23 protein-coding genes, 2 pseudogenes and 1 riboswitch are annotated in these 25,129 nt (G+C 38.0%); of the genes and pseudogenes, 6 read left to right on the forward strand and 19 right to left on the reverse strand.

All coding sequences use genetic code 11. The features are described from left to right. Positions 1-3: 3 nt before the first annotated feature. The 5 genes from AC2TFD_RS22085 to AC2TFD_RS22105 all read right to left on the reverse strand — a co-directional run bounded on the left by AC2TFD_RS22085 (position 4) and on the right by AC2TFD_RS22105 (position 5,788). A complete protein-coding gene (locus AC2TFD_RS22085; RefSeq protein WP_484673968.1) occupies positions 4-1,374 on the reverse strand; it encodes a sensor histidine kinase in 1,371 nt (456 codons plus the stop codon). Continuing rightward, a complete protein-coding gene (locus AC2TFD_RS22090) occupies positions 1,375-2,061 on the reverse strand; it encodes a response regulator transcription factor (RefSeq protein WP_335568440.1) in 687 nt (228 codons plus the stop codon). It abuts the gene before it with no gap. Between the two features lie 116 nt (positions 2,062-2,177). Then, the gene (locus tag AC2TFD_RS22095) at positions 2,178-4,592 is read right to left on the reverse strand and encodes a heavy metal translocating P-type ATPase (RefSeq protein WP_484673969.1); all 2,415 of its coding nucleotides are present in this window, start codon (positions 4,590-4,592) and stop codon (positions 2,178-2,180) included. An 88-nt stretch (positions 4,593-4,680) separates the two neighbouring features. Beyond that, positions 4,681-4,887 carry a copper chaperone CopZ gene (gene copZ / locus AC2TFD_RS22100; protein ID WP_335511744.1) on the reverse strand — a complete coding sequence of 69 codons (207 nt, stop codon included), beginning with the start codon at positions 4,885-4,887 and terminating at the stop codon, positions 4,681-4,683. A 166-nt stretch (positions 4,888-5,053) separates the two neighbouring features. Further along, entirely contained in the window at positions 5,054-5,788 is a 735-nt protein-coding gene (locus AC2TFD_RS22105) for an urease accessory protein UreH domain-containing protein (RefSeq protein WP_484673970.1), read from the reverse strand. Positions 5,789-6,003: 215 nt separating this feature from the next. On the opposite strand from AC2TFD_RS22105, the gene AC2TFD_RS22110 reads away from it, so the two are divergent. Then, on the forward strand, positions 6,004-7,185 hold the full coding sequence (locus AC2TFD_RS22110; RefSeq protein WP_484673971.1) for a chromate transporter: 1,182 nt from the start codon (positions 6,004-6,006) through the stop codon (positions 7,183-7,185). A 50-nt stretch (positions 7,186-7,235) separates the two neighbouring features. Here AC2TFD_RS22110 and AC2TFD_RS22115 read toward each other — a convergent pair. Both AC2TFD_RS22115 and AC2TFD_RS22120 read right to left on the reverse strand, forming a co-directional pair. Further along, positions 7,236-8,345 (reverse strand): annotated as a pseudogene (locus tag AC2TFD_RS22115) (vitamin B12-dependent ribonucleotide reductase); the annotation flags it as partial. 176 nt (positions 8,346-8,521) lie between these two features. After that, positions 8,522-9,961, reverse strand: a pseudogene (locus AC2TFD_RS22120) (vitamin B12-dependent ribonucleotide reductase); the annotation flags it as partial. A 390-nt stretch (positions 9,962-10,351) separates the two neighbouring features. Here AC2TFD_RS22120 and AC2TFD_RS22125 point away from each other — a divergent pair. Continuing rightward, a complete protein-coding gene (locus AC2TFD_RS22125) occupies positions 10,352-10,831 on the forward strand; it encodes an SRPBCC family protein (RefSeq protein ID WP_484673972.1) in 480 nt (159 codons plus the stop codon). Positions 10,832-11,107: 276 nt separating this feature from the next. Here AC2TFD_RS22125 and AC2TFD_RS22130 read toward each other — a convergent pair whose 3' ends face one another. Beyond that, entirely contained in the window at positions 11,108-11,944 is an 837-nt protein-coding gene (locus AC2TFD_RS22130; protein ID WP_335568445.1) for a lipoate--protein ligase family protein, read from the reverse strand. Between the two features lie 181 nt (positions 11,945-12,125). Here AC2TFD_RS22130 and AC2TFD_RS22135 point away from each other — a divergent pair, with 181 nt between their 5' ends. Beyond that, a complete protein-coding gene (locus tag AC2TFD_RS22135; RefSeq protein ID WP_335518310.1) occupies positions 12,126-12,509 on the forward strand; it encodes a rhodanese-like domain-containing protein in 384 nt (127 codons plus the stop codon). Between the two features lie 251 nt (positions 12,510-12,760). On the opposite strand, the gene gcvPB is transcribed toward AC2TFD_RS22135, so the two are convergent. From gcvPB to gcvT, 3 genes are read right to left on the reverse strand one after another with little or no spacing between them, the layout of a single operon-like run. Next, the gene (gcvPB, locus tag AC2TFD_RS22140; RefSeq protein ID WP_484673973.1) at positions 12,761-14,221 is read right to left on the reverse strand and encodes an aminomethyl-transferring glycine dehydrogenase subunit GcvPB; all 1,461 of its coding nucleotides are present in this window, start codon (positions 14,219-14,221) and stop codon (positions 12,761-12,763) included. Beyond that, on the reverse strand, positions 14,214-15,560 hold the full coding sequence (gene gcvPA, locus AC2TFD_RS22145; RefSeq protein WP_484673974.1) for an aminomethyl-transferring glycine dehydrogenase subunit GcvPA: 1,347 nt from the start codon (positions 15,558-15,560) through the stop codon (positions 14,214-14,216). Before gcvPA ends, gcvPB begins: the two co-directional genes overlap by 8 nt. 21 nt (positions 15,561-15,581) lie before the next feature. Continuing rightward, positions 15,582-16,685 carry a glycine cleavage system aminomethyltransferase GcvT gene (gcvT, locus tag AC2TFD_RS22150; protein WP_484673975.1) on the reverse strand — a complete coding sequence of 368 codons (1,104 nt, stop codon included), beginning with the start codon at positions 16,683-16,685 and terminating at the stop codon, positions 15,582-15,584. Between the two features lie 166 nt (positions 16,686-16,851). Beyond that, positions 16,852-16,940, reverse strand: a riboswitch (glycine riboswitch). A gap of 161 nt (positions 16,941-17,101) precedes the next feature. On the opposite strand from gcvT, the gene AC2TFD_RS22155 reads away from it, so the two are divergent. Then, complete coding sequence (locus AC2TFD_RS22155; protein WP_335568448.1) at positions 17,102-18,790, forward strand: DEAD/DEAH box helicase; 1,689 nt, start codon at positions 17,102-17,104, stop codon at positions 18,788-18,790. After that, positions 18,768-19,559, forward strand: coding sequence for a YqhG family protein (locus tag AC2TFD_RS22160; protein ID WP_335513752.1), 792 nt, complete (start codon positions 18,768-18,770; stop codon positions 19,557-19,559). Before AC2TFD_RS22155 ends, AC2TFD_RS22160 begins: the two co-directional genes overlap by 23 nt. Positions 19,560-19,864: 305 nt before the next feature. Here the strand turns inward: AC2TFD_RS22160 and AC2TFD_RS22165 are convergent, their stop codons facing one another. From AC2TFD_RS22165 to comGA, 8 genes are all read right to left on the reverse strand, one after another. Beyond that, complete coding sequence (locus AC2TFD_RS22165) at positions 19,865-20,050, reverse strand: YqzE family protein (RefSeq protein ID WP_335513751.1); 186 nt, start codon at positions 20,048-20,050, stop codon at positions 19,865-19,867. A 69-nt stretch (positions 20,051-20,119) separates the two neighbouring features. Beyond that, positions 20,120-20,503, reverse strand: coding sequence for a competence type IV pilus minor pilin ComGG (gene comGG / locus AC2TFD_RS22170; RefSeq protein ID WP_335513749.1), 384 nt, complete (start codon positions 20,501-20,503; stop codon positions 20,120-20,122). After that, positions 20,500-20,976, reverse strand: coding sequence for a competence type IV pilus minor pilin ComGF (comGF, locus tag AC2TFD_RS22175; protein WP_484673976.1), 477 nt, complete (start codon positions 20,974-20,976; stop codon positions 20,500-20,502). The genes comGG and comGF overlap by 4 nt, the downstream gene beginning before the upstream one ends. Next, positions 20,924-21,262: a competence type IV pilus minor pilin ComGE gene (gene comGE, locus AC2TFD_RS22180; RefSeq protein WP_484673977.1), complete on the reverse strand. Its 339-nt coding sequence runs from the start codon at positions 21,260-21,262 to the stop codon at positions 20,924-20,926. Before comGE ends, comGF begins: the two co-directional genes overlap by 53 nt. Further along, positions 21,246-21,680 carry a competence type IV pilus minor pilin ComGD gene (comGD, locus tag AC2TFD_RS22185; RefSeq protein WP_484673978.1) on the reverse strand — a complete coding sequence of 145 codons (435 nt, stop codon included), beginning with the start codon at positions 21,678-21,680 and terminating at the stop codon, positions 21,246-21,248. Before comGD ends, comGE begins: the two co-directional genes overlap by 17 nt. Further along, entirely contained in the window at positions 21,680-21,994 is a 315-nt protein-coding gene (gene comGC, locus AC2TFD_RS22190; protein ID WP_335513741.1) for a competence type IV pilus major pilin ComGC, read from the reverse strand. Before comGC ends, comGD begins: the two co-directional genes overlap by 1 nt. Before the next feature lie 40 nt (positions 21,995-22,034). Beyond that, positions 22,035-23,066, reverse strand: coding sequence for a competence type IV pilus assembly protein ComGB (gene comGB, locus AC2TFD_RS22195; protein ID WP_484673979.1), 1,032 nt, complete (start codon positions 23,064-23,066; stop codon positions 22,035-22,037). Continuing rightward, positions 23,053-24,138, reverse strand: coding sequence for a competence type IV pilus ATPase ComGA (gene comGA, locus AC2TFD_RS22200; protein ID WP_484673980.1), 1,086 nt, complete (start codon positions 24,136-24,138; stop codon positions 23,053-23,055). The genes comGB and comGA overlap by 14 nt, the downstream gene beginning before the upstream one ends. Before the next feature lie 292 nt (positions 24,139-24,430). Here comGA and AC2TFD_RS22205 point away from each other — a divergent pair, with 292 nt between their 5' ends. Then, entirely contained in the window at positions 24,431-25,126 is a 696-nt protein-coding gene (locus AC2TFD_RS22205; protein ID WP_335513735.1) for a helix-turn-helix transcriptional regulator, read from the forward strand. The last annotated feature ends 3 nt before the right edge of the window (positions 25,127-25,129 follow it).

Here is a 25,129-nt window from a genome sequence, read left to right on the forward strand (position 1 = left end):
CTATTAATTTGCTGAAGTAAAATAGACTTTCACTTTGGTTCCTATTCCTTCTCTACTGTTGACCTCAATCTTTGCATTATGAAGCTCTAGGATATTCTTAACAATCGTTAACCCGATACCATTTCCTTCAATTTGACTTCTGCTCTTATCCCCTCTGTAAAGCCTTTCAAAGATAAAAGGTAAATCTTCTTGCTTAATACCAATGCCGTTATCAATCACTTCTATTACGATCTGATTCATTTCTTTATATAGTTTAATCGTAATTTCCCCATTATTTTCAGTAAATTTAATAGCATTTGATAGTAAGTTAATAATTACTTGTTTTATCTTATCTATATCTCCAATAATTAGATATTTTTCATTAGGCAGTATTTCATACACAATAGGGATACCCTTTTTTTCCACACCAACAAAGAAATCTTTACTCATTTCTATTATTAAATCATCCAAGTGGATGGGTTCATAATTTGGCTTGATACTTTCCGATTCAAACTCCTTTAATACGTTTAGGCCATTTATTAATTTGCCAAATCGAATGATTTCCTCATTTAAATATATTAATCCCTCATTTGTTACCGGGAACACTCCGTCAATCATGGCTTCAAGATTATTTTGCAGCACATTCAGAGGGGTTCTAATCTCATGTGTTATATCCGATACTAATCTCTTTCTTAGCGTGTCCTGATGTTTTAATTTATCGGCGAGGATATTCACACTATTTCTTAAATTCTCAAGCTCTTCAATATTACTTTTACTATTTGATTTTGCTTCAAAATTCCCTTGGGATAAGCTAACAGACAGATTTGCTACCTCCCGAATTGGGGTAGAGAATTGTTTTGAAAAATAAAGACTTACTATACTGATAATCACTAGTGTAATAACTCCACTGGCAACAATACTTTTATTGATAGAATTCTTAAAGTTTACATCCTCTTCTGATAACAGTACAGACGAGTATTGGCCTATATCTACATAGCCCACAATTTTTCCACCAACTGTTATTCCAAACGTCTTAGTTGTGTAAATACCATTGTTTTGGACTGACATATCACCAATATGGATTTGAGTTAATAAATCATTCGGGTCCATTCCCCAGACAGGCTGTTTATTACTATCCATTAGTGTCAAACAATAATTTCCCATATACGCCTCGTGCATTAGTTCAATGCCCGTATCTTTGCTCCATTTCCCTTCTCTCTTATAAGCCTCTACAAAATAGGAAACGATTCTCTCATACCTTTTGTTTTGTATATCAATCATGTACTGGTTAAATTTATTGGAGACGGTAAGATTAACGAATAGTGTAACAAGCAGAATAGCTGAAATCGCACATAACACAAATAATATGCTTAATCGTTTGCTGATTGATTGCACTTATCTCTCACCGCCAAATTTATATCCTGCCTTCATTACCGTTACAATATATTTAGGATTCTTGGTATCTGTTTCTATTTTTTTTCGAATATTTTTTATGTGCACATCAATTGTTCGATCATAGCCGCTAAAATCTGCACCAAAGATTTTATCTATTAACTGTTCTCTTGATAAAACATTCCCTTTTACGCTTACAAGTCCACATAATATATCAAACTCATTTGGCGTAAATGGAATTTCTTGTTTGTTCACTTTTACAGCTCTTTTATCACAATCAATCAGTAAATAACCATCATCAAAAATTACCTTTGATGACGGAAATTTCGCGCTTAATCTTCTAAACAAAGCATTCACTCTTGCAGTTAGCTCCCTTGGACTGAACGGTTTAATCAAATACTCATCGGCACCAATATTGAAACCTTCAATTTTATCATTTAAAGATCCTTTAGCCGTTAGCATAAAAATATGAACATCAGAGGATTGGCGGATAATTTTGCAGACCTCTTCACCACTTATATCTGGAAGCATTAAATCTAAGATAATTAGTTTAAAATCTACTGTTTTAAAAAGGTCTAGCCCATTTAATCCGGTGGCAGTTCGATGAACTTTATAACCTTCTTTTTCTAAATAACCTTTAATAACAGTTGATACACTTTCCTCATCTTCAATTAGTAAAATATGATTCATAACGATTCACCCTGCTCACTATTATTTCAACCCTATATAAACTAAGTATACTAGCTGAGGATAGTGATAAATGTGAAAAAGGCTGACAATTATGTGTCAGCCTTTGGATAAGAACTTTATAGTTTAACTTTTTGTAATCGTAATGCATTCAGGACAACTGAAACGGAACTAAATGCCATGGCAGCGCCGGCAAGCCAAGGGGCTAAGAAACCAAGTGCAGCTACTGGGATACCAAGCGAATTATAGGCGAGTGCCCAGAAAAGATTTTGCTTTATGTTCGTAATCGTCTTCTTACTCATGAAGATTGCGTCAGCAATACTATTTAAATCCCCGCGAATAAGCGTAATATCGGCTGCTTCCATCGCTACATCTGTTCCTGTTCCTATAGCCATACCAATGTCTGCAACCGCAAGAGCAGGCGCATCGTTGATTCCATCTCCAACCATGGCTACTTTCTTGCCTTGAGCCTGCAGTTTCTTAATTTCATCTGCCTTACCTTCTGGAAGAACCTCAGCAATTACCTGGTCAATACCTGCTTGCTTTGCAATCGCTAATGCAGTTTGGTGATTATCGCCCGTGATCATAATGACATCAAGCCCCATGTTTTTGAGGCGGCTAATCGCCATTTTTGAGGTTTCCTTAATCGTATCTGCAACAGCAACAGTACCTGCATATTGACCATTAATAGCTGCTAGCATTGCTGTTTTCCCTACTTTTTCTAATTCATCCATTTGTGCAAGTACACCATCAACCTGCACATTGTACTTATTCATTAATTTTCTAGTACCAACTAATAATTCTTTACCATCGACCATTGCTTTGATTCCGAATCCAGGAATAGCTTCGAATTCAGTCACATTCTTCAAAGGAATTCCTTTCTCATTTATTCCTTCAACGATTGCCTGTGCAAGAGGATGCTCAGATTGTTTTTCAGCTGAAGCAACTAAGGATAAAAATTCATTTTCATCAAAGAATTGATTGGTGAAAACATCAGTTAAAACAGGGGTTCCATTTGTAACTGTCCCGGTTTTATCCAATACAACTGTAGAAATTCGGTGGGTCATTTCCAAATGTTCTCCACCTTTAAACAGAATGCCATATTCAGCTGCTCTTCCTGAACCAGCCATGATGGAGGTTGGTGTTGCTAAACCTAATGCACATGGGCAGGCAATCACGAGGATCGCAATCATTTTTTCTAAAGCTTCTGCAAAATCACCAGGTGCAACCCACACATACCAAATAATAAAAGCAATAACAGCAATACCTACAACGATTGGAACAAATATGCCAGATATTTTATCAGCTAGGCGCTGAATAGGAGCCTTCGAACCTTGTGCCTCTTCGACCACCTTAATGATTTGTGCCAGCGCAGTGTCCCTTCCAACCTTCTTTGCCTCAACCTTTATAAAGCCATTTTTGTTAAGAGTTGCACCGATCACTTCATCACCGATACTCTTATCAACAGGGACACTTTCTCCTGTAAGCATGGATTCATCAATGGCTGAATTTCCTTCGATAATTTTTCCGTCCACCGGTATTTTTTCTCCAGGCTTGATATAAAGGATATCACCCACGATAACTTCTTCAAGCGGAATTTCTTGTTCTAGCCCATTTCTTTCAACCGATGCCGTCTTAGCTTGAAGCCCCATTAATTTCTTAATCGCTTCTGACGAACGACCTTTTGCTTTTGCTTCAAAAAGCTTACCAAGGATAATTAATGTAATAAGGACTGCACTGGTTTCATAATAAAGTTCAATGGTGTGAGTACCCATGGAAATCGACATAATCGATAAATATAAACTGTAAAAGTAAGCTGCGGATGTACCTAAAGCAACAAGAACATCCATATTGGCACTTTTATTTTTCAACGCCTTATAGGCTCCGATATAGAACTGGGCACCGATTATAAATTGAACGGGTGTTGCCAATGCAAGCTGAACCCACGGATTCATAAAGGCTTCAGGAACCCAGATAAAGGATGTAAATGAAAAATGGCCAACCATAGCCCATAATAGTGGGAGAGATAGAATCGCCGAAAATATAAACTTTTTTGTTTGTTTATTAATTTCTTTTTGACGATAATCGCTTGTTTCTTTTGCGTCCTCTTTTATATGGGCTCCATATCCAAGGTTTTCAACTTTCTTAATAATGTCAGTCGGTGATATAGCCGTACCGTTATACTCAACCGTCGCTTTTTCAAGGGCTAGGTTCACATTTGCCTTCATAACACCCTCTAGTTTATTTAAACCTTTTTCAATTCTGGTTGAGCAAGCTGCACAGGTCATCCCGGTTATATCAAACTCAGCTTTTTCGGTAACTACGTCATACCCAAGATCTCTGATTTTTTTCTCAATGTCTTCAACCTTTAATTTTTCTGGATCGTATTTAACAGCGGATTTTTCTAGAGCTAAATTGACGTTTGCTGTTACTACACCTTCTAATTTATTTAGTCCCTTTTCAATTCTTGTTGCACAAGCAGCACAGGTCATTCCAGAGATTTGCAAATTGGTTTCTTTTAAACTTTGAGCCATAAAATCCACCCCTTTATACCCCTTTAGGGTATAATAAATTGTAAAAAGAACGTGCTATTCTTATATAGCACGTGTCTTTCAATTTTTTTTACTTTACATCATAACCTTGATCATCAATCGTTTCTTTGATTTTATCGAGGGTTACCTCTTGATTGTTAAATTCAACATCTACTGTATTAGCTTTTAAATTAACTGTTACAGAGCTGACACCGTTAAGTTCACCGACACTGCCTTCAACAGCTTTTACGCAATGATTGCATGACATACCTTGAACGTTTAATGTTACTTTTTCCATATTTTATACTCCCTTTCCTAATTAGCCATTTTATTAACCTTGTATTAAGGTAAAGTTCTTATCTTTATTTAACCATACCCCCCTACCCTATGTAAAGTCCTTTTTATCTATTTATTTTATTATTTACCAACTTTCACATTTTGTTCATACTTCTGTTTTTTAACCTTTAAAGTGACCAATAAGTAATGGAGTCCATTATACCGAGCAGTAACATAATGAATCCTGATATCCTTTGGATGATGACACCGAATTTTCTTCCTTTTTTCATTAATACACCACCACCGCCTAGGTACCAAATAATAAAAATAAATAGGAGCAGCGGCAGAGCAGTTCCAAATGCAAATATAGACGGCAGAATAAACCCATATGAGTTGGACAAAACAACTGGCATAAGGGTAACAAAGAATAAGATAAACATGGTCGGACAGAATGCAAGGGAAAAACTAAATCCTAACATAAATGAACCAAATGGGGTTTCCTGTTTGTACACTTTGGTGCTTTTAAATAAATTAATTGTCCCTTTGATTTTTATTATTCCTAACATGTATATCCCAACAATGATTAGTAGCGGCCCCATTATTTTGCGAATCCAAGGAAAATAAGAGATGAGGTTATCTTGGATTTCTCTTCCTAAAATCCAGACAAGGGCACCTAACAACGAGAATGCAGCGATTTTACCTAAAGTGAAAAAGATAACATCTTTCCAGACGACTTTATCCTGGAAGGATCGGTTACCGTATAGTGTTAATGCACTGATGTTTCCAGTTAGTTGACATGGTGCCAGTGCACCCACTAGTCCCAATATTAAAGCAAAAACAATCGGCCATGATTCCAAGTTATTGGCAATGATAAAAAACGGTTTGCTGATAAACGAACTAAACTGGCTTAATACGGTATACATAGGATCACCTGTATTCTAGTAAATACTGTTTTTGTTAATTACTACTATATCAATAGTACTCAGATTATATGAAGATGGTATGTAGAGATTTCGACAAATTTGCGACACCATAGGGAATATAACGTTAATAAAGCTTTACAAACAATTAACATAAAACTTTCATGAAACCATTTAAAATATAATTATATATATTTCAGCTCAAAAAAGGGGACTTTATGAACCAAAAAAAACTTTCATTACTATTTGAAATTCTTATCGTTTCGACCAAGCTTGGTCTTACCTCATTTGGGGGTCCAATCGCTCATTTAGGGTATTTTCATGAAGAGTATGTCCGCAGGAGAAAATGGCTCGATGAACAGGGCTATGCTAATTTAGTAGCCCTATGCCAATTCTTGCCTGGACCTGCCAGCAGTCAGGTTGGAATTGGCGTTGGGGTATTTCGTGGAGGATTATTAGGCGGGATTTTTGCATTTCTTGGTTTCACGGTTCCTTCAGTCATTGCCCTTATCCTTTTTGCCCTTTTCCTACAAGGCACGGATGCTGGAAATACAGGATGGATTCACGGTTTGAAAGTTGTCGCTGTTGCGGTTGTCGCTCACGCCATTTTAGGTATGTCGCAAAAGTTAACGCCCGATCTTACTCGAAAATCGATTGCTTTGTTTGCTTTAATAGGCACACTTATATGGCAAACTGCTTTTTCACAGGTTGGTGTGATTGTGGTTGCTGCTGTGGTGGGATATTTCATCTATAAAGGGCAAAAGGAAAATCACCCTTCTGCTATAGATTTTCCACTATCACGTATAGTTGCAGTTGTTTGTTTAGGTTTGTTTTTTGGATTATTGATCGGCCTGCCAATTTTAAGAGAGTTGACAGCTTCTAGCTGGGTGGCGATGTTTGATAGTTTTTATCGTTCTGGCTCTTTGGTCTTTGGCGGCGGGCATGTGGTTTTGCCATTATTGGAACGGGAATTTGTTCCAAGCGGCTGGCTCAGTAAAGAAGCATTCTTAGCAGGATATGGAGCAGCACAGGCTGTACCTGGACCATTGTTTACATTTGCTGCCTATATTGGTGCGGTTGTGGATGGCTGGGCTGGAGGATTACTGGCCACCTTTGCAATCTTTCTCCCTGCGTTTTTGCTGGTTTTAGGTACATTACCATTTTGGACCAGTTTAAGCGCTAATCCAAAAATAAAAGGAGCAGTAATGGGGGTAAATGCGGCAGTTGTTGGAATATTAATTGCAGCTTTTTACAATCCAATCTGGACAAGTTCAATTTTAACACCTATTGACTTTGCACTTGCAGCCGTTTTGTTTTTTATGTTGGCATATTGGAAGCTGCCGCCTTGGGTAATTGTGATTACCGGGAGCATTGGTGGGTATGTGTTGAGTCTAATTTGAATATATGAAAAAACGAGGACGCCTTAAACAGGAATCCTCGTTTTTCATTTTTATAAACCACACTTAAGCTGTGTACCACAGTTGGAACATGTATTACATCCGCCGATTTCTTTTACTTTTCCTTTTCGACAGACTGGGCATGTGTTTCCAACTTCTGAACCGATTGTAACATCAGTTGAACGAAGGTCACTAATGGTATCAACAAGTACCACATGTTGTTTAGTCTTTTCTTTGAATGTTGGAATCTCGTTTTCTTCTGCTTTAAGGGTAAGGACTTGTGAATCACGTGATCCATCCACATAGACTGTACCACCCTTAGCTCCGCCTTTGTAAAGACGCTCATACACTTTTTCCACTTGTTCAACACTATATCCTTGTGGAGCATTTACAGTTTTACTGATTGAGCTGTCAATCCAGCGCTGAATCACACATTGAACATCTGCATGCGCTTCAGGTGCCAATTCCATCGCTGACACAAACCAGCTTGGAAGATTCTCTGGGTCAGCTTCCGGATTCTTATCTAAATATTCTTGAACGATATCAGCTTTTACTTCAATAAATTTACCTAAACGTCCGCTTCTGAAATATGAGAATGAGAAATAAGGTTCTAGTCCTGTGGAAACCCCAACCATGGTACCAGTGGATCCAGTAGGAGCAACAGTTAGCAAATGGGAATTCCTTATTCCATTTTCTAATATAGATTGACGAACGTCCTCAGGCATTTTTTTCATATATCCTGTATCAATAAATGCTTGACGTAAACGATTTGTTTCTTCGCGTGTTTCACCGTTTAAGAATGGGAAGCTTCCCTTTTCTTTGGCTAATTCCACTGATGTTTTATACGCTGTGGTTGCAATTGCTTCAAAAACTTGATCAACAAGTTTATCTCCTTCTTCTGAGCCATATACCGTTTCACAATAGATTAGCATATCATGCAAACCCATTACGCCAAGACCTACACGGCGTTCTCCAAGAGCTTGCTTTTTATTTTCCTCAAGGAAGTATGGCGTAGCATTAATAACGTTATCCTGCATCCTAACGCCAATTGCTACTGTTTTCTTTAACTTTTCAAAGTCTACTGTTTTCGTTTCCTTATCAGCCATTTCTGCAAGGTTTACAGCTGCAAGATTACATACAGAAAATGGTGCGAGAGGCTGCTCCAATTCTCGCTCTCTTATTTCTAAGAGGATTGGACTATCGCTTACAGTATCGAAATACTGGCTCAACCGCTTTAGTCTCTCACGGTCCCTATTGGGTTCCGCCCTGTTGCCTTCACCATTACGTGGTCAGGTTCCAAGTCAATTAGGTCGAGTTTTTAACGTGAGGCAAGCACTTTACCACACGGATTTGTTGCCACTACTTGCTGCCCATATGCTTTAGCATTGGTCATGTCGTTAGCATTATCGATGAAGAAAATTCCTGGCTCAGCAGAGTAAGTAGCACAAATGTTTATAAGATTCCAAAGCTCTTTTGCTTGAATTTTTTTATAAACTCGTATTTTGTGACCGAGTCTCTCCCATTCGCGTACGTCTCCAACATTATGCCATTCTTCATTGTAAATCTTCATTTCCTCTTTACTATAATGTTCAACATATGGGAAACGAAGCTCGTACTCACTATCATTTTCAACTGCTTCCATGAATTCTTTCGTCAAACAAATAGAAATATTAGCACCTGTTAGGAAATCTGGATTGTGAACTGTATAGTTACCGCCAGTTTGAAGCTTCTCTTCAGCCTCAGCGATGACTTCCTCACCGAAACCACCTAATCCAGGAATGTGTTTGTAATTGACGATTCCCTGGTACATTGCCTTCTCTTGAGCTGTTAAGGGAGTGAATTTAAGTTTATCCTTTGCATGTTTCTTTATAGTTTCATCGTTTGTATTATCAATTAAGAATCGTAGAATTCTTGGATTCTGCATTTTTGAGATAATAAATTCAATTACGTCTGGGTGCCAGTCCGAAAGCATGATCATCTGAGCACCCCTGCGCGACCCACCTTGTTCAACTAAATGCGTCAATTTCGCAATATCATCTAACCACGAAACCGAACCAGATGATTTTCCATTAACGCCTCTTGCTAAAGTGTTTCTTGGGCGTAATGTTGAACCATTTGTTCCTACACCGCCGCCGCGGCTCATGATTTCCATTACCTGCTTACGATGATCAGAAATCCCTTCACGTGAATCTGGAACGAATGGCATTACATAACAGTTAAAGAAAGTTACGTCTGTTTCAGCTCCTGCTCCATAAAGGACACGACCCGCTGGGATGAAGTTCATCGATACAAGCTCATTGTAAAACTTCTCAAACCACTCAATTCGCTTCTCTTCCGTCTCTTCAACTGAGGCAAGTCCAGTTGCATTTCGCTTGGCAATTTGCTCATAAAACAATTCAAGAGGTTTCTCAATCACATCCAGTGAACGCCATATTAATCCTGTTGTGCTTTCTTCAGGGTCATCAAGGACACCTCTAAATTCCTCTTCTACTAAAACCTTTGCTTTTTTACGCTCCCAATCTATTTCCATAATGTATCCAAGACCACGTGCAGGGAATTTTGGATCTTCTTTAATAGTAAGAACAACAAAGTCGCCATTTGTTAGGGTTATTTTTGCAGTATCTTTGAAGGTGTAGCGGTCCAACATGACCAAACGTGAAACACCCTTATGAGTTATTTTCATATCTGGGGTTACTGGGTGCACCTGAGGGAATAAGTGGATATCCTCATTCAACCTTTCAAAATCAATATTCATTTTTTGTCTAAAAACTATAGACATGAGAACAACTCCTTCAAAATAATTCTATATATTGTGTAAGATTCTAGTATGAAAACTATATCTTGTATTCACTTGTTGACTTAATATAAATAAATTAACACAGATAGGAGGAACAAATCAATATATAGTACCGAAAATATTTTCGACAATACTACATATTGTGTTCAGGCAGAAAAACACAAGTTTGTCAAACTCAAAATAAACTAGAAACAGGAGAATAAATAAGATATCTATTAAATTTCGGCAAAAAACAGGGTAATTTAACAAATTTCGCAGGTTGCGATTTCTACTTATAAGAAAATTCCCGATATAAGAGGAGATAAATTGATTACCAAGAATATTAAAAAAGGTATACTTTAGGAAAGTGAAATATTAAGGAGGAAAAAATAGATGATAGCACGGATTGAAAAAGTGGAAAACGGCTATTCTGCAATATATAAACGCCATCTTAAACATTCAGTTGCAGAGGTATGGTCTTATTTAACCGATAACGAAAAACTTCCAAAATGGTTTTCAGAATTACGTGTAGACGAACTTCGCGAAGGCGGAGTAATTAAATTTGATATGGGGGATGGAACGTTCGAGGAACTAACAATCCAAGAATTAAAATTGCATTCTGTTTTAGAATTTACTTGGTGGCCAGACACTGTTCGGTTCGAATTGTCTGAGGAACCAGATGGCTGTTCATTAGTCTTGATTGAAAAAATAAATAAATTAACCGATCATACCCCAAGAGACCTTGCAGGCTGGCATGTATGTTTAGACGTAATTTCTGCATTGCTAGATGGCAGGACAATCGAACGGAAAGATGAATGGGAAATCTGGTATGAAAAATATGTGAAAGAAATCGAGAAAGTGACTCTACAATAACAGCTTAGGCGGACCCAATACTTTTGTGTCCGCCACTTTTTTGTTTGCTATAAATTTAATCAAAAGTAGTTCATGAGGCCTTGTATCTCTCTTACCCTTATTTTCGGGCTTCATGAACCCTCTATGAGGCCCGTTTTCTCTCATTACTCTTCTTTCGGGCTTCATGAACCCTTCATGTGGCCCGTTTCTCTCATTACTCTTCTTTCGGGCTTCATGAACCCTTCATGTGGCCCGTTCTCTCTCCATTACTCTTCTTTTTGGACCTCATGAATGGAATTACCTTTTATAATTCCACTCATCATTTTCGTAACGCTCTTTTGCGATTTTATTAACGTATGCAAGTTCTTCTTCAGTTAATTGATAGGTTTCCAATTCGATATTAAGTCCCTCTGCAAAGCCTTTATAAAAAGCTTCTTTTGCCTCGTCTAATGTAATTCTTCTAGAACTAATTTCATTAATCGCCACAGCTTTATTTTTAAATGCTGATTTCATCCGTTCCTTTACTCTCTCATTTGGATATTTAAATAAGCGAAACAACTTGTCTTCATCAATATCTAATAAGATTGAGCCGTGTTGTAGAATGACTCCTTTTTGTCTTGTTTGTGCACTCCCAGCAACCTTTCGCCCTTCAACCACAAGCTCATACCAGCTCGGTGCATCGAAACAAACAGCAGACCGAGGATTTTTTAAAGCACTTCGTTCTTCATCCGTTCTAGGTACTGCAAAATAAGCTTCTAGTCCTAGTTGATGAAACCCTTTAAGTATTCCTTCAGAAATCACACGGTAAGCCTCTGTGACAGTCTTGGGCATTTCTGGGTGCTCTTCTGAAACAATGACACTATAAGTAAGTTCATGCTCATGAAGTACTCCTCGTCCGCCAGTCGGACGTCTAACAAAACCTAATCCTAGGTCTTTTACAGCTTCTAAGTCAATTTCCTTTTCCACCTTTTGAAAATAACCAATCGATAGTGTTGCAGGGTCCCAACCATAGAAACGAATCACAGGAGGTATTTTTCCCTCGCTGTGCCAATCAAGTAATGCCTCATCTAATGCCATATTAAAAGAGGGAGAACAATTCCCAGAGTCTATAAAACGCCAAACTTCTTTCTTCATATAAAAACCTCATCTTTATGTAGTTTACCCGAGTTTAAGTCTACCAAATTCTGTTTTGAATTCAAACCGAGATGTTCTGATATAATTTATTATGAAGTTTTTTGTCGTTTATTCTTTATCTTTATTGGTTTGACTTATATAATAAAACATAGTGTACCATGCTTGAAAGGAGCAATAGAAATTGAATTCACTTTATGTCCTACTTGTTATCATTATTGCAGTTGCGGCTTATTCCGTTTTCACCTATTTTTATCAAAAAAGGATTGTTAAAACGGTAACGGAAGAGGAGTTTCGTGCCGGTTATAGAAAGGCACAGTTAATCGATGTTCGTGAAGCAAACGAATTCGATGCAGGTCACATTTTGGGAGCTCGTAATATTCCAATGTCTCAGTTAAGAATGAGAATGAAGGAACTTCGTCCTGACCTGCCTGTATATCTATATGACCAAAATGGTTTGCGCAGTGCTCGAGCAGCCCAAATGTTATATCGAAAAGGTTATAAAGACCTTACCCAGCTGCAAGGCGGCTTTAAAAAATGGGGCGGTAAAATAAAAGCAAAGAAATAGATCGAAGAGGACTTCCTATGTACGGAAGTCCTTTTATTACCTTAGATTGTTACCTAACTCTCTTGACTTAGTGATTTACGGGCAATATCCCCCTCTGATTCTTCCCCTATTTACGTCTCATGTAATTTACAAGCATAATACCCCTCTGATTCTTCCCCTATTTTTCGTCGCACGTGATTTATGGGCACAATTCCCATACCCCGAGAAGCAAAAAGGTCAGATTCAGCACCCTGAACCTGACCAAAATAATATTATGCTTTTTGATACCTTAAAATAGGCTTACGAGCCGCTGTTGCTTCGTCCATACGACCGACTACGGTTGTATGCGGTGCTTCTTGGACAATTTCTGGATTCTCTTCAACCTCTTTGGCAATTTGAATCATGATGTCAACGAACGAATCTAACGTCTCTTTTGATTCTGTTTCTGTTGGCTCAATCATGATACATTCTTCCACATTTAATGGGAAGTAGATAGTTGGCGGATGATAGCCAAAATCAAGCAGGCGTTTCGCAATATCCAAGGTACGGACCCCTAATTTCTTCTGACGTCTTCCGCTCAATACGAATTCGTGCTTGCAATGTTTATCAAATGGAAGATCATAATACTCAGCAAGTCTTCTCATCATATAATTTGCATTTAGTACAGCATATTCAGTTACCGCTTTTAAGCCATCAGGACCCATTGAACGGATGTAAGTATATGCACGAACATTGATACCAAAGTTACCATAGAAAGGCTTCACACGGCCGATGGACTGTGGACGGTCGTAGTCAAATACATACTCCTCGCCGCGTTTCGTAATAATCGGCTTCGGTAAAAACGGAATCAAATCAGCTTTTACACCCACAGGACCTGAACCAGGACCTCCGCCGCCATGTGGACCCGTAAAGGTTTTATGAAGATTTAAGTGAACCACGTCAAATCCCATATCTCCAGGTCTAGCTTTTGATAGTACGGCATTTAAGTTTGCACCATCATAATAAAGCTTTCCGCCTGCAGCATGAACGATTTCAGCCATTTCCACGATATTTTCTTCAAAAAGTCCAAGGGTATTTGGATTCGTTAACATTAAAGCAGCTGTATCTTCACCGACCACTCTTCTCAAATCATCAAGGTCCACTAGACCAAATTCATTTGATTTTACTGTAATCGTTTCAAGACCTGCAACAGTTGCAGAAGCTGGGTTTGTTCCATGAGCAGAGTCTGGAACAATAACCTTTGTACGTTTCAAATCTCCATTGGCTTCATGGTAGGCACGAATCATCATCAAACCAGTCCATTCTCCATGAGCACCAGCAGCTGGTTGTAAGGTAACTTCATCCATTCCTGTAATTTCAATTAAATGCTGCTGAAGATCATACAACAACTCAAGAGCGCCTTGAACAGAGCTTTCATCCTGCAATGGATGAACATGAGCAAACCCATTAAATCGGGCTACATTTTCATTAATTTTCGGATTGTATTTCATTGTACAAGACCCTAATGGATAGAAACCAGAATCTACGCCATGATTTCTTCTTGATAGAGCAGTGTAATGACGCATAATATCAAGCTCTGAAACCTCAGGAAGCTCCGGCTCTTCGCTGCGCAGATATCCTTCAGGCAGAAGGCCGCTAAGGTCTATTTCAGGTACATCCATTTCCGGGAGGCTGTATCCAATTCTTCCTGGTGTACTAGATTCAAAGATGAGTGCCTGGTCTTGGTTATGCATTCAAATCCCCCACTTCTTTCACAAGAGTATCAATTTCTTCCTTAGATCTTTGCTCAGTTACAGCAACCAGCATATGGTTTGCAAGCTCAGGATAATCACGTCCTAAATCGTAACCGCCAATGATTCCTTTTTGTAATAACTCTTGATTGATTTCTTTTACTGGTTTATTTAATTTTACGACAAATTCATTAAAGGAGTGTCCTTCGTAGACAACTTCAAAGCCTGCTTCTTTAAAAGTATTTTTTGCATAGTGCGCCTTCTGCAAGTTTGCTGCTGCCATTTCACGTACGCCTTTTTTACCAAGAGCTGTCATAGCAACCGATGCAGCCAAAGCATTTAACGCTTGGTTCGAACAAATATTAGAAGTCGCTTTATCACGACGGATGTGCTGTTCACGAGCCTGCAGTGTTAATACGAACCCACGGCGTCCTTGGTCATCCTTAGTTTGACCGACAAGTCGTCCAGGTACCTTCCGCATTAACTTATTCGTTACGGCAAAATAACCGCAATGTGGACCGCCAAATGCAGTCGGGATTCCAAACGGCTGAGCGTCACCGATTACAATGTCAGCGCCAAATTTACCAGGAGGTGTTAGGACTCCAAGAGAAAGCGGGTTTGAGGAAACAACAAACAATGACTTGTTGGCGTGAACGATTTCCTCTAATTCTTTTAATGGCTCAATTCGTCCGAAGAAGTTCGGATACTGAACAATCACTGCTGCAATCTCTTCATTTGCCAGTCCTTTTAACGCTTCAATATCTGTAATACCATTGTTAACGGGTACTTCAATAACTTCGATATACTGACCTTTTGCATAGGTTTTAAGTACTTCCTTTGATTCAGGGTGAACTGCACTTGAAACAAGGATTTTCTTTCGTTTTGTATGCCCTGCACTTAACATAGCAGCTTCAGCAAGTGCTGTACCTCCATCGTACATAGAGGAATTCGCAACATCCATCCCTGTTAACTCACAAATCATGGTTTGGAATTCAAAGATGGCTTGAAGCTCACCTTGTGAGATCTCAGGCTGATAGGGTGTATAGGCAGTATAAAATTCAGAGCGAGAAATAACATGATCAACAATGACCGGCATGTAATGGTCATACACTCCTGCACCTAAAAAAGATACATTTTGTTTTAAATCGGCATTCCTAGAAGCCATTTTGATTAATTCCTTCATTAAAGCCGTCTCAGATTTTGCAGCTTTAATGTTATATTCACCTTTAAACCTTACTTTTTCTGGAATATCACTGAATAAATCATCAACGGAGCTAACGCCAATGGTTTCAAGCATTGCCTTTTTATCTTCTTCAGTCATAGGTAAATAACGATGTTTCATAAACCTAATCTCCCTTCGTGTCTACTTTTCTCGTTTATAAAAAGGTGTTGGTACGACTTTCGCCTTGAGGCGTTTTCCGCGAATTTCAATTGCAACTTCTGACTCGAGCCCTGCATATTCGCTCTTAATTAGGACTAATCCAATATTCTTTTTTAAGGAAGGTGATTGAGTTCCTGATGTTACTTCACCAATTAATTCCTCGCCTTTATAGACTGGGTACCCATGACGTGGTATACCGCGGTCAATCATTTCAATTCCTACTGACTTTCTAGCAGCACCTGCTTCTTTTTGCTTCTTAAGTGCTTCTTTTCCAATAAAATCTGCTTCTTTATTTAACTTAACAGCAAAGCCAATACCTGCTTCAAGTGGAGAGATTTCAGGTGATAACTCTTGACCATAAAGAGCCAATGTCGCTTCAAACCTCAGTGTATCCCTTGCGCCTAAGCCACATGGTACAACACCTTCCTCTTCTCCCGCTGAAAGAATGGCCTTCCAAAGTTCAACCGCGTCTGAAGAATCACAATAAATTTCAAAACCATCTTCTCCGGTATAACCAGTTCGAGACACAAGTGCATTTTTACCGTTTACTGTCACTTCTTGTTGAAACTTAAAGAAGCCTATTTCGTTTATATTGATATCATCAACAAGCTTTTGAAGCACTTTATCTGCTAAGGGGCCTTGAAGAGCCAATAGCGCCATCTTTTCGGATAGGTTATCTATCGATACATCCCCTTCCAAATGCTCTTCTAGCCATTTATAATCCTTATCAATATTTGAGGCGTTAACAACCAATAGGTAGTGATCATCCTCTATTTTATAGACAAGAAGATCATCTACAGTACCGCCATTTTCATAGCACATAGCATTGTACTGTGCTCCGCCATTTTTTATTTTAGAAATGTCGTTTGTTAACATTTTTTGTAAGTAATTCAGGCTATCTGATCCCTTTACCTCTACTTCTCCCATATGAGAAACATCGAATAAACCAGCCTTAGTACGGACAGCTTCATGTTCTTCCTTAATGCTTGAGAATTGAACAGGCAGTTCCCAGCCGCCAAAATCAATCGTCTTTCCACCATATTCCTTATAGACTTCATATAGCGGTGTGCGTTTTAATTCAGTCATCAATAATCCCCCTTAAACTAGTTACGATTTCAGCGCAAAAAACAACAAAAAAGGACAGAAAGCCCCCTTTATCAAAAAGAGGGTCTCTGTCCTTGCACCTGAAAGTTTACCTTAGCCGGCTTTCCCCTTTGGTGGCTGCCCTATTAGTCAGCACTCTCCAGAGCTGCGTCAAATAAGAGTACTTTTGCCTGAGAGATTCACACATTGTGCTTGCTCCTTCGGCGCTACATTTGTAGTCTCTCCCCTTATCATCATCCGCATTATAATAATTTTACAATCGGGTCATACTAAAAAATATACTTATTAAAAAAATTATTTTATTACAATATTTAAAACTTTCAAAGCTATTTCCATCCTACCATTAAAGCATAATGTTGAGCAATAAATATTTGTGCAAATAAGGAGCTGAAATCATCATGAATGTTCAAATCGAATTTGATTCCTCTTGGCAGGATGAATTTTTACATAGGATTGAAAATGATGGACCATGGGGAAATAAGGAACTTTTTAAGCTGGCGGTTGGAGTCGAAAAAAATCTGATTATCCCTGAATTTGAAGGATTACAGGCACCCAAGCATTTACCTAATCTAACGCCTCTTCCACACCAGCTTGAAACCGCTAAGCAAGTAATTGAGAATATGAACGGAAAAGCTATTCTTGCAGATGAAGTTGGGCTTGGGAAAACGATAGAAGCCGGGCTTATTTTAAAAGAATACATGATTCGCGGACTTGTAAAAAAAGTCCTAATTCTTGTACCTGCTTCCTTAGTAACCCAGTGGTCTTATGAATTGAATAGTAAATTTTTTATTCCTGCTGTCTCCCAACGGAAAAGCTATGTATGGGAGCAATGCGATGTCGTCGTCTCGTCGATCGATACAGCAAAGCGCGAGCCACACCGTGAGATCATCTATAAGCAGGATTACGATCTAATTATTATTGATGAAGCTCACAAGTTAAAAAACAATAAAACAAAAAACTATGAATTTGTTCAAAATTTAAAGAAGAAGTTTTGTCTGTTGCTTACGGCAACTCCAATTCAAAATCGAATAGAAGAAATTTTTAACCTTGTTTCCCTATTAAAGCCTGGACATTTAGGCAGTGAGACTGCATTTTATGAGAAATACAAACGTGACGCCCGCTCATTAAATGACAATGAGCACCTAAAAGAGCTAGTGAACAAGGTAATGATTCGTAACCGTCGCGCTGATACTGGTATTGAATGGACCAAAAGACATGTTGAAACGATTGCAATTGAGTTTACCCCTGAAGAGAGAAATTTGTACGATGCCATCACCGACCTAAAAAGTGAAGGCGATTGGGTTCAAACCAGCGCATTCTCGGTAATGACATTACAGCGGGAAGCCTGCAGCAGCAGGGAGTCAGTCTTTTATACTCTTAAAAATATGCTGCAAAAAAAAGAAAATCCTACTCAAGCATTTGAAGATCAAATCCAGTCGTTAATTAAGAAGGTAGAAACCGTTCAAACAAACTCAAAGGCAGAAAAAACATTGGAGTTAATCCAAAAAATTAATGATAAAGTGATTATTTTTACTGAATATAGAGCAACCCAAATGTACCTTCAATGGTTTTTAAAGCAAAATGGAATTTCATCTGTTCCCTTCCGCGGCGGCTTTAAACGCGGCAAAAAAGACTGGATGCGCGAACTTTTTCAAAAGCATGCTCAGGTACTAATTGCGACTGAAGCTGGCGGAGAAGGGATTAACCTTCAATTTTGTAATCATATTATTAATTTTGATTTACCTTGGAACCCAATGAGACTTGAGCAAAGAATTGGAAGGATTCATCGTCTTGGACAGGAAAAAGATGTGATGATTTATAATTTTGCCATCAAAAACACGGTTGAAGAACATATTCTTAAGCTATTATATGAAAAAATTGAACTATTTGAAAAAGTAATCGGGGATTTAGACGACATTCTTACGAAGCTGGACTTTGGTAATATTGAAGACCATTTAATTGATATATTTGGACAATCCTGCTCTGAGGGTGAAATGAGAATTAAGATGGAAAACTTAACATCGATGATTGATTTAGCAAAAGATATGCAAAAGGGGGATTCACATGCAGCAGCTGGAAATTCATAACTTTCTCATTCGCTATTTTCAAGCGAATGAATGTGAAATAACAGAAAATGGTCCCGGATACTTAACCGTACAGTTAACGATTGAACTCGATAAGGAATTAATGAATCGGCCCTTTTATTGGCATTACTTAGAAAAAACCGGTGGGATAGCAAATCCGATGAAGCTTACTTTTATTACGAACCCACAGATTGTTCCTGAACATATTAAGGGGGAAACCATCCATTTTGGTTCTCCGCGCCTGCACCAAATATTCCAATCAACCAAAAAGCTTTCAAGCTATATTCGACTTTATGAGAATCATCAAAATAGCAGTCAACAAACTCCGCTTATGCCATGGCTGTGCATGAATGTTAAAATATCGTACCAATGCGACCGGAAACGGGATATTTATAAGTCAATCGGCTTGCAGCTCATAAATGGACAAATGGTCGAAGATTTTGACGATCGCCTGCAAACTGTGCAGCTAACACCGAAAATACCAGACTATTCCTTTACCTTATCACCGCTTGTTAAACCCAAAAGTGGTTTATCAAGGATTGAAAACTATCTGAAAGCAATCATTGAAGGCGAGGATCATTCCTGGGCAGAAGATGCCCGGAAGCGTTGGGAGAAGGATTTACAGCTTCTTGACCATTTTTACGAGGATGTAGAAGAAGAAAATGAAAGTTACGAAACCGAGAAAAAGGCATTACAGGATCAATATGAACCAAAAATAAATATCTCATTTATTAATGGTGGTTTGTTTTATTTAACCGATAAGGCAGTTTAATACGAAAAGCGGAAGTGCCTTGACCAGGGAAAAATGCAGTTCAATTTTTCCTAGGGGCGACAGGCTTAAGACGAGCCGGCGGAAAGGTTGCTTTTTAACCTTTTTGACGGATTGTCTGAAAGGTGGAGGAGACTGTCCTGGGACGAAGGCATAAGACGAACCCTGCAAGAAGGCGCTTTTTGCCTTCTTCAGGGGACGGCTTATGACTCGAGTCCCAATGAGCCGCAACTAGACAAGCTTATGACCCGAGCCACTAGGCACTGGAGCTAGACAAAAAAATAAAGAAGCAGACAAAATCTGCCTCTTTACCTTTTTCTTCTATTCTTCAATTCAATATAAAAGATATAAGGAAGTATTCCAAACCAGCGATACCAAAAGGATGCTTTTGCTTGCTTTCGCTCTTCACGCAGTCGTTTTCGCTCATCTTTTGGCTGGTCCGCATATTTAACAAGAGTCTGAGTCATATATTTTACATAATCATTCGTTTTCATGGGCACACCTGCTTTGATTTCTTCACTAAAAGTATATCCATGTTTATAAATTTCAAACGAGGGTCAATCCTAATTTATTTCAGTCCATTTAATCATCCTTTTTAATGTAATATCGAAAAACCCGCGTCCCCCCACGATTTCACCTGTATGCAGTTTAAGAGTAAAGTTAATTTTTTGTACAGTTCCAATTGGACTGTCCGCTTGAAACTCCATTCTTCCTTTTGCATAAGGAAATGAGCCTTTGGCTGGAACTGCACCTCCCGATTGCATTAGTTTTTCTATTTTTTTGAATGAAGAATGAAAATAATACTCCTCCTGAAGAATTGCAGCTGTTTCACGAAACAACATCCTTTCAATTAAAAGTTGATCGACACGAAAGGAAAAGAAGGACAGAAATAGGATGAGCACCACTAAAGTCAATGGGTATGTAAATCCTTTTTCGTTTTTCCTCATATTGCGGCAACCCATTTAATATAGGAATGCACCGCAACACTGTATTCCTTTCCCCAAATATCAACAACATTAATTTCCACTGTGTTTTTAATTTTAGTAAAAGTGACCACAGCTACATTTTGCAGTAATGTCTCATGGCCAGTTGAATTTACACGTCTTCTTAGCGTACTGCCATATTTCTCGTAATAAATGGTTTCATTATTATTTGTTAGTACCAACCTGCCTGATAGTACCTCCGCTTTAGAGCCGATACGGATTTCCTTTTTTGCCTGGCTGCAAAATACTTCCCATTCCATTTCCTGTAGTCTCTCATTCGAATCTTTTGTGTCTGCAATAATTGGCAATAATGGAATGATAAAAAATACAATCGTGGTAAAAATTGAAAACGCGAACAGTACTTCAAGGAGTGTAAAAGCTTTTTCATTCGGGTTTAGCACAGATTTCATTTCCTGGAAGAAATGTTTGTTCAACAACTTTTACACACACCTCCTTTTGACCATCCAACGGGGATGGCAGCCAGTAAATCTTATACTCTGTTCCATTATGAAATTTTGAGTAGCTAGCACCAGTCCTGTCTTCAATTAAATTGGCCTGAAGTTCCTCAAACAAAAGTTGTTTGGCCTTTTTATTACGGAGCAGCTGATGAGATTGATTGTTTAGATCTTGTAATAAAGGGATAAAAAACGTGCACAACATAAACAAAGTAGACAATGATAATAAGAGTTCTAGTAAAAAAAATCCATCATTCTTCGATAACATAAAACCGTCCCTTTCCAATCAAAACGGTTAATCGGTAACTTTTTATCGGTGTGGTAATAAACATTGTACCGAATCTGTCTACATTCCCATTCGGAGTAAACTTAAAATATAAGGGGATGGTGCCTTGATTTACAGTAATCTTTGGTGAATAATCCCTCTCCAGGATTCTAGCAGTGCCAGCAACAAGGGCATATAAATGATCATTTTCATAGAAGATGACTTTAACGTCCATTTGATGTGATATCGCGTATTGCTGACCGTAATATAAATCTGCTTTAAATTGGGAAATAAAGGCCTTGTCATTTGCAGAAGTGAACTGCGGCTTAAAGCTAAAGGCAGTGATTGAGGAGATTAACATAAAGATAGAGAGTACAATCAGAGATTCAATTAAAGTAAATCCTTTTTGATTGTGGGGCATTAGGGAGTAGTTTTGGCTACGGCGGTTACTTTTCCTTCAGAATCAATCGATACAACCTTAGTTCCATTTGGACAGCCGGTATTTTCAACTAGATATTCTGCAGAAATAAGTTCAGCCATTGTCGGTACCTTATTCTTGTCCATGATATACGACTGAACCTGTGCCTGTACCATTTTCACATAAGCTTCGCAGCCCTTGGTGTTAATATTCGTATTATGTTTTGCTACATTTGGAATGGTAATTATTAATAAAACCGAAATAACTAACATAACAATCATCATCTCAACAAGTGTAAATCCTTTTTCATTTTTCATTTTATATTCCTCCAAGTTTTTTTATTTTGCTTCCGTTTCTTTAAATGCCATCTAATAGATTAAACATTGGCAATAGTATGGCTAAGTACATTGAAACAACTAATAATCCAATAAAAAGATACAGTACAGGCTGAATCATTTTTAAGCTTTTCTCAATTTTTTCTTCCATATTTACTACACAGTGCTGGCTAAAAAATAGTAATTCTTGCTCCAACTTTCCATTTTCTTGTCCATGTTTAATAATCATTGGAAATTCTTTTTCGAAAAAAGGAAAACTAGCCAAAATAAACTCAAGTTTTTCACCAGTTAACAGTTTTTTCTTTATTTCCATTCCTAACTGACTATAAAAAGGCTGCTTGAGATTCTTCTCGAATAATTGGAGAGCTTCAAAAACGGATATTCCACTAGCTAAAAGGAAACTTAATTGAACAGAAAAATATTGGGTAAACAATAATTTGAGGAGGCTTCCTACAATTGGAATTCTTACGAGTTGTGACCTTTGATGTAAGATGGAAACTTTGCGGAATACAAAAGCATAATAGAGGACAGCAATTGCTGTGATTAACACGAATGTACCACCAATAATAGGAAAATAAGTGTCAAAAGAATAAAGTAATTTCATAAAGAAATTTGCTTCTAGTCCCATAGATTGAAAGAGGCTAGTAAATTTGGGCAGTAAGGATTTTTGTACAAAAACAAATAATAATCCAGTAATAAAGATAAGCAAAGCAGGATACTGTAATAGTTTAATAAGTTTTCTTCGATCATTCTCCTTCACTAATGCAAGACTGCTGCCTTCCAAGATCGCTTCAGCAAAGCTTCCATGCTGCTCTGCAAAATAAACATAACCAATTAGATCTTTATGAAAGCCTAAATTACCTAATACATCATGGAATGAACCTCCATTTTTTAAATCAACCAAACATTTATACAACTCCTCCTTTCGATTCTTAGGTAAATGTAAAGAAATCGATTCAATCGCTTCGGCAATGGGGTACCCTCTTGCCAGTAATTCTCCAATTCGTTTTAAAAACTTAGCCTGCTCATCGACCGTCCATTTATGGCGCTTCATGGTCATACACCAAGCGATCGTATTCAGACTCTTTAATATAACCTAGAACAATCCCTTTTTTTATTACTTCCTTTATTGTCCGGTAATCAGATTTAATATTTTCCCCTTTGGCTTCCCTCATCGCAGCATTTAAATTTCTCCCTGCTAACAGTTCAAAGACACTTGCCCTTTTCCAGCTTCCATATGAATAGCAATAAGGAGTACATTCCCCTTCACAATATGGACATGTAAGTTCAACTAATCGCTGAGCGGTTACTGCAATCAAGGTTTGTTCGACCTCTAACCAATTTACCCCAAACTCGCGAAGGCGATAAACAGCGCCCTTTGCATCTCTTGTATGCATCGTAGAAAGTACTAAATGCCCTGTCAGCGCAGCTCGTACTGCTATCTTCGCGGTTTCCGCATCACGAATTTCTCCAACCATAATAATGTCTGGATCATGGCGAAGAATCGCCTTTAAACCGGCAGCATAAGTCACACCCGCTTTTTCATTTACTTGAATTTGTAAAACTGAGTCGTAGTTTTTTTCGATGGGGTCTTCAAGGGTAATAACATTTCGATGAAAAAGATGGGCAGTTTCATTTAAAAGGGAATATAAAGTGGTTGTCTTACCTGATCCAGTCGGACCTGTAAAAATAATAAGTCCATGTGCATGTTTAAGGAGAGCAAGTAATTTTCTGGTCATACCTGGGAAAAGTGAGAGTTGGTGAAAAGGAATCTGTTCTTGTTGAGGCAGTAGTCTAATAACAAGACTTTCTCGGTTGTTGGATGGAAGGGTTGATAGCCTAAGACCCATTAACTTTCCGTCCACTTCACAAAAAATCGCTCCGCTTTGAGGGCGTCTTCGTTCTCCGATATCCATATTAGCAGTAAACTTAAAATGAGAAATTAATTTGTCACATTCATCTTTTGGAAGTGATAATCGGGGAATTAATTTGTTTGTTAAGCGAATTTGAATCAGTGTGTCTTTCTTCCGTGGAACAATGTGAATATCTGTTGCTTGGTTCCTGGCAGCATCTGTGATAATCCGATTTGCGAGTATTTCGATTGCACTTACAATGAGTAACACCACCTTTTTATTTTATCTTTGTAGTAATTCGACATCTTTCAAGCTTTTCCTTCAAGATTCTTCTTTTATTTAAAAAATTTTTTTTATTTTCTTTACTTGTGTTATCTCCGAAAATAACTATTGACATACAGTTCGTTCACCTTTTGTATAACATTTGTATAACGTAACCTCTCAGTCTATTCTTTAATTGTGAACAATTTCTAAACATATAGTGTTAACATTGTTAACCTCATTCCCATGTGTAAATTGCTATATTATAATGGGATTAAATTATGGGGGTCCGAGGTGAACAGAGATGGAACAAACATTAAAGATAACAAATGTTTTATCAGATCCAACAAGGTACTACATCTATCAATACATTACGAAACGCCACCAAGAAGTTACGGTACAAGAAGTGGCGGAAAGTTTTAATATCCATCCCAATGTCGCAAGATTACATTTATCTAAGTTAGAAGATGTTAACATGCTAGCATCAGAAACAAAGAAGACAGGTAAAGGCGGCAGGCCAAGTAGATTGTATCGTCTATCAGACGATGTCATCCAATTGCACTTCCCTTTCCGTGATTACATGCTTCTTTCCAAGGTAGCGATTTCTACAATGATTACATTGGGTGAAGCAGGTAAACAAGCACTTTACCTAACTGGAAAGCGATTTGGTGCAGAAATAATCGAACAGGAAATGGCTGGAAGATCCTTTGGTGAAGAAATTGATTTTGAACAGAAATTATCTATACTAAAAAGTGCTGCAACATTGGCAGGATTTTATCCGGAATTTGAAGCAAATGGAGATCAAACCAAAATTTTCTTCCAGATTTATAATTGTCCATTTAAAGAAGTTGCAGAGGAACACGAAAGTGTTTGTGCCATGCATCATGAGTTCTTAATAGGAATGTTTGAAGCATTATTTGATTCCGTAGAATTAATTGAAAAAGAAAATATCATCTCAGGCTGTGAAACCTGCTCATATCAGGCCTTAATTACAAACTAATTT

This window comes from Neobacillus sp. plas4 (genome assembly GCF_057221695.1).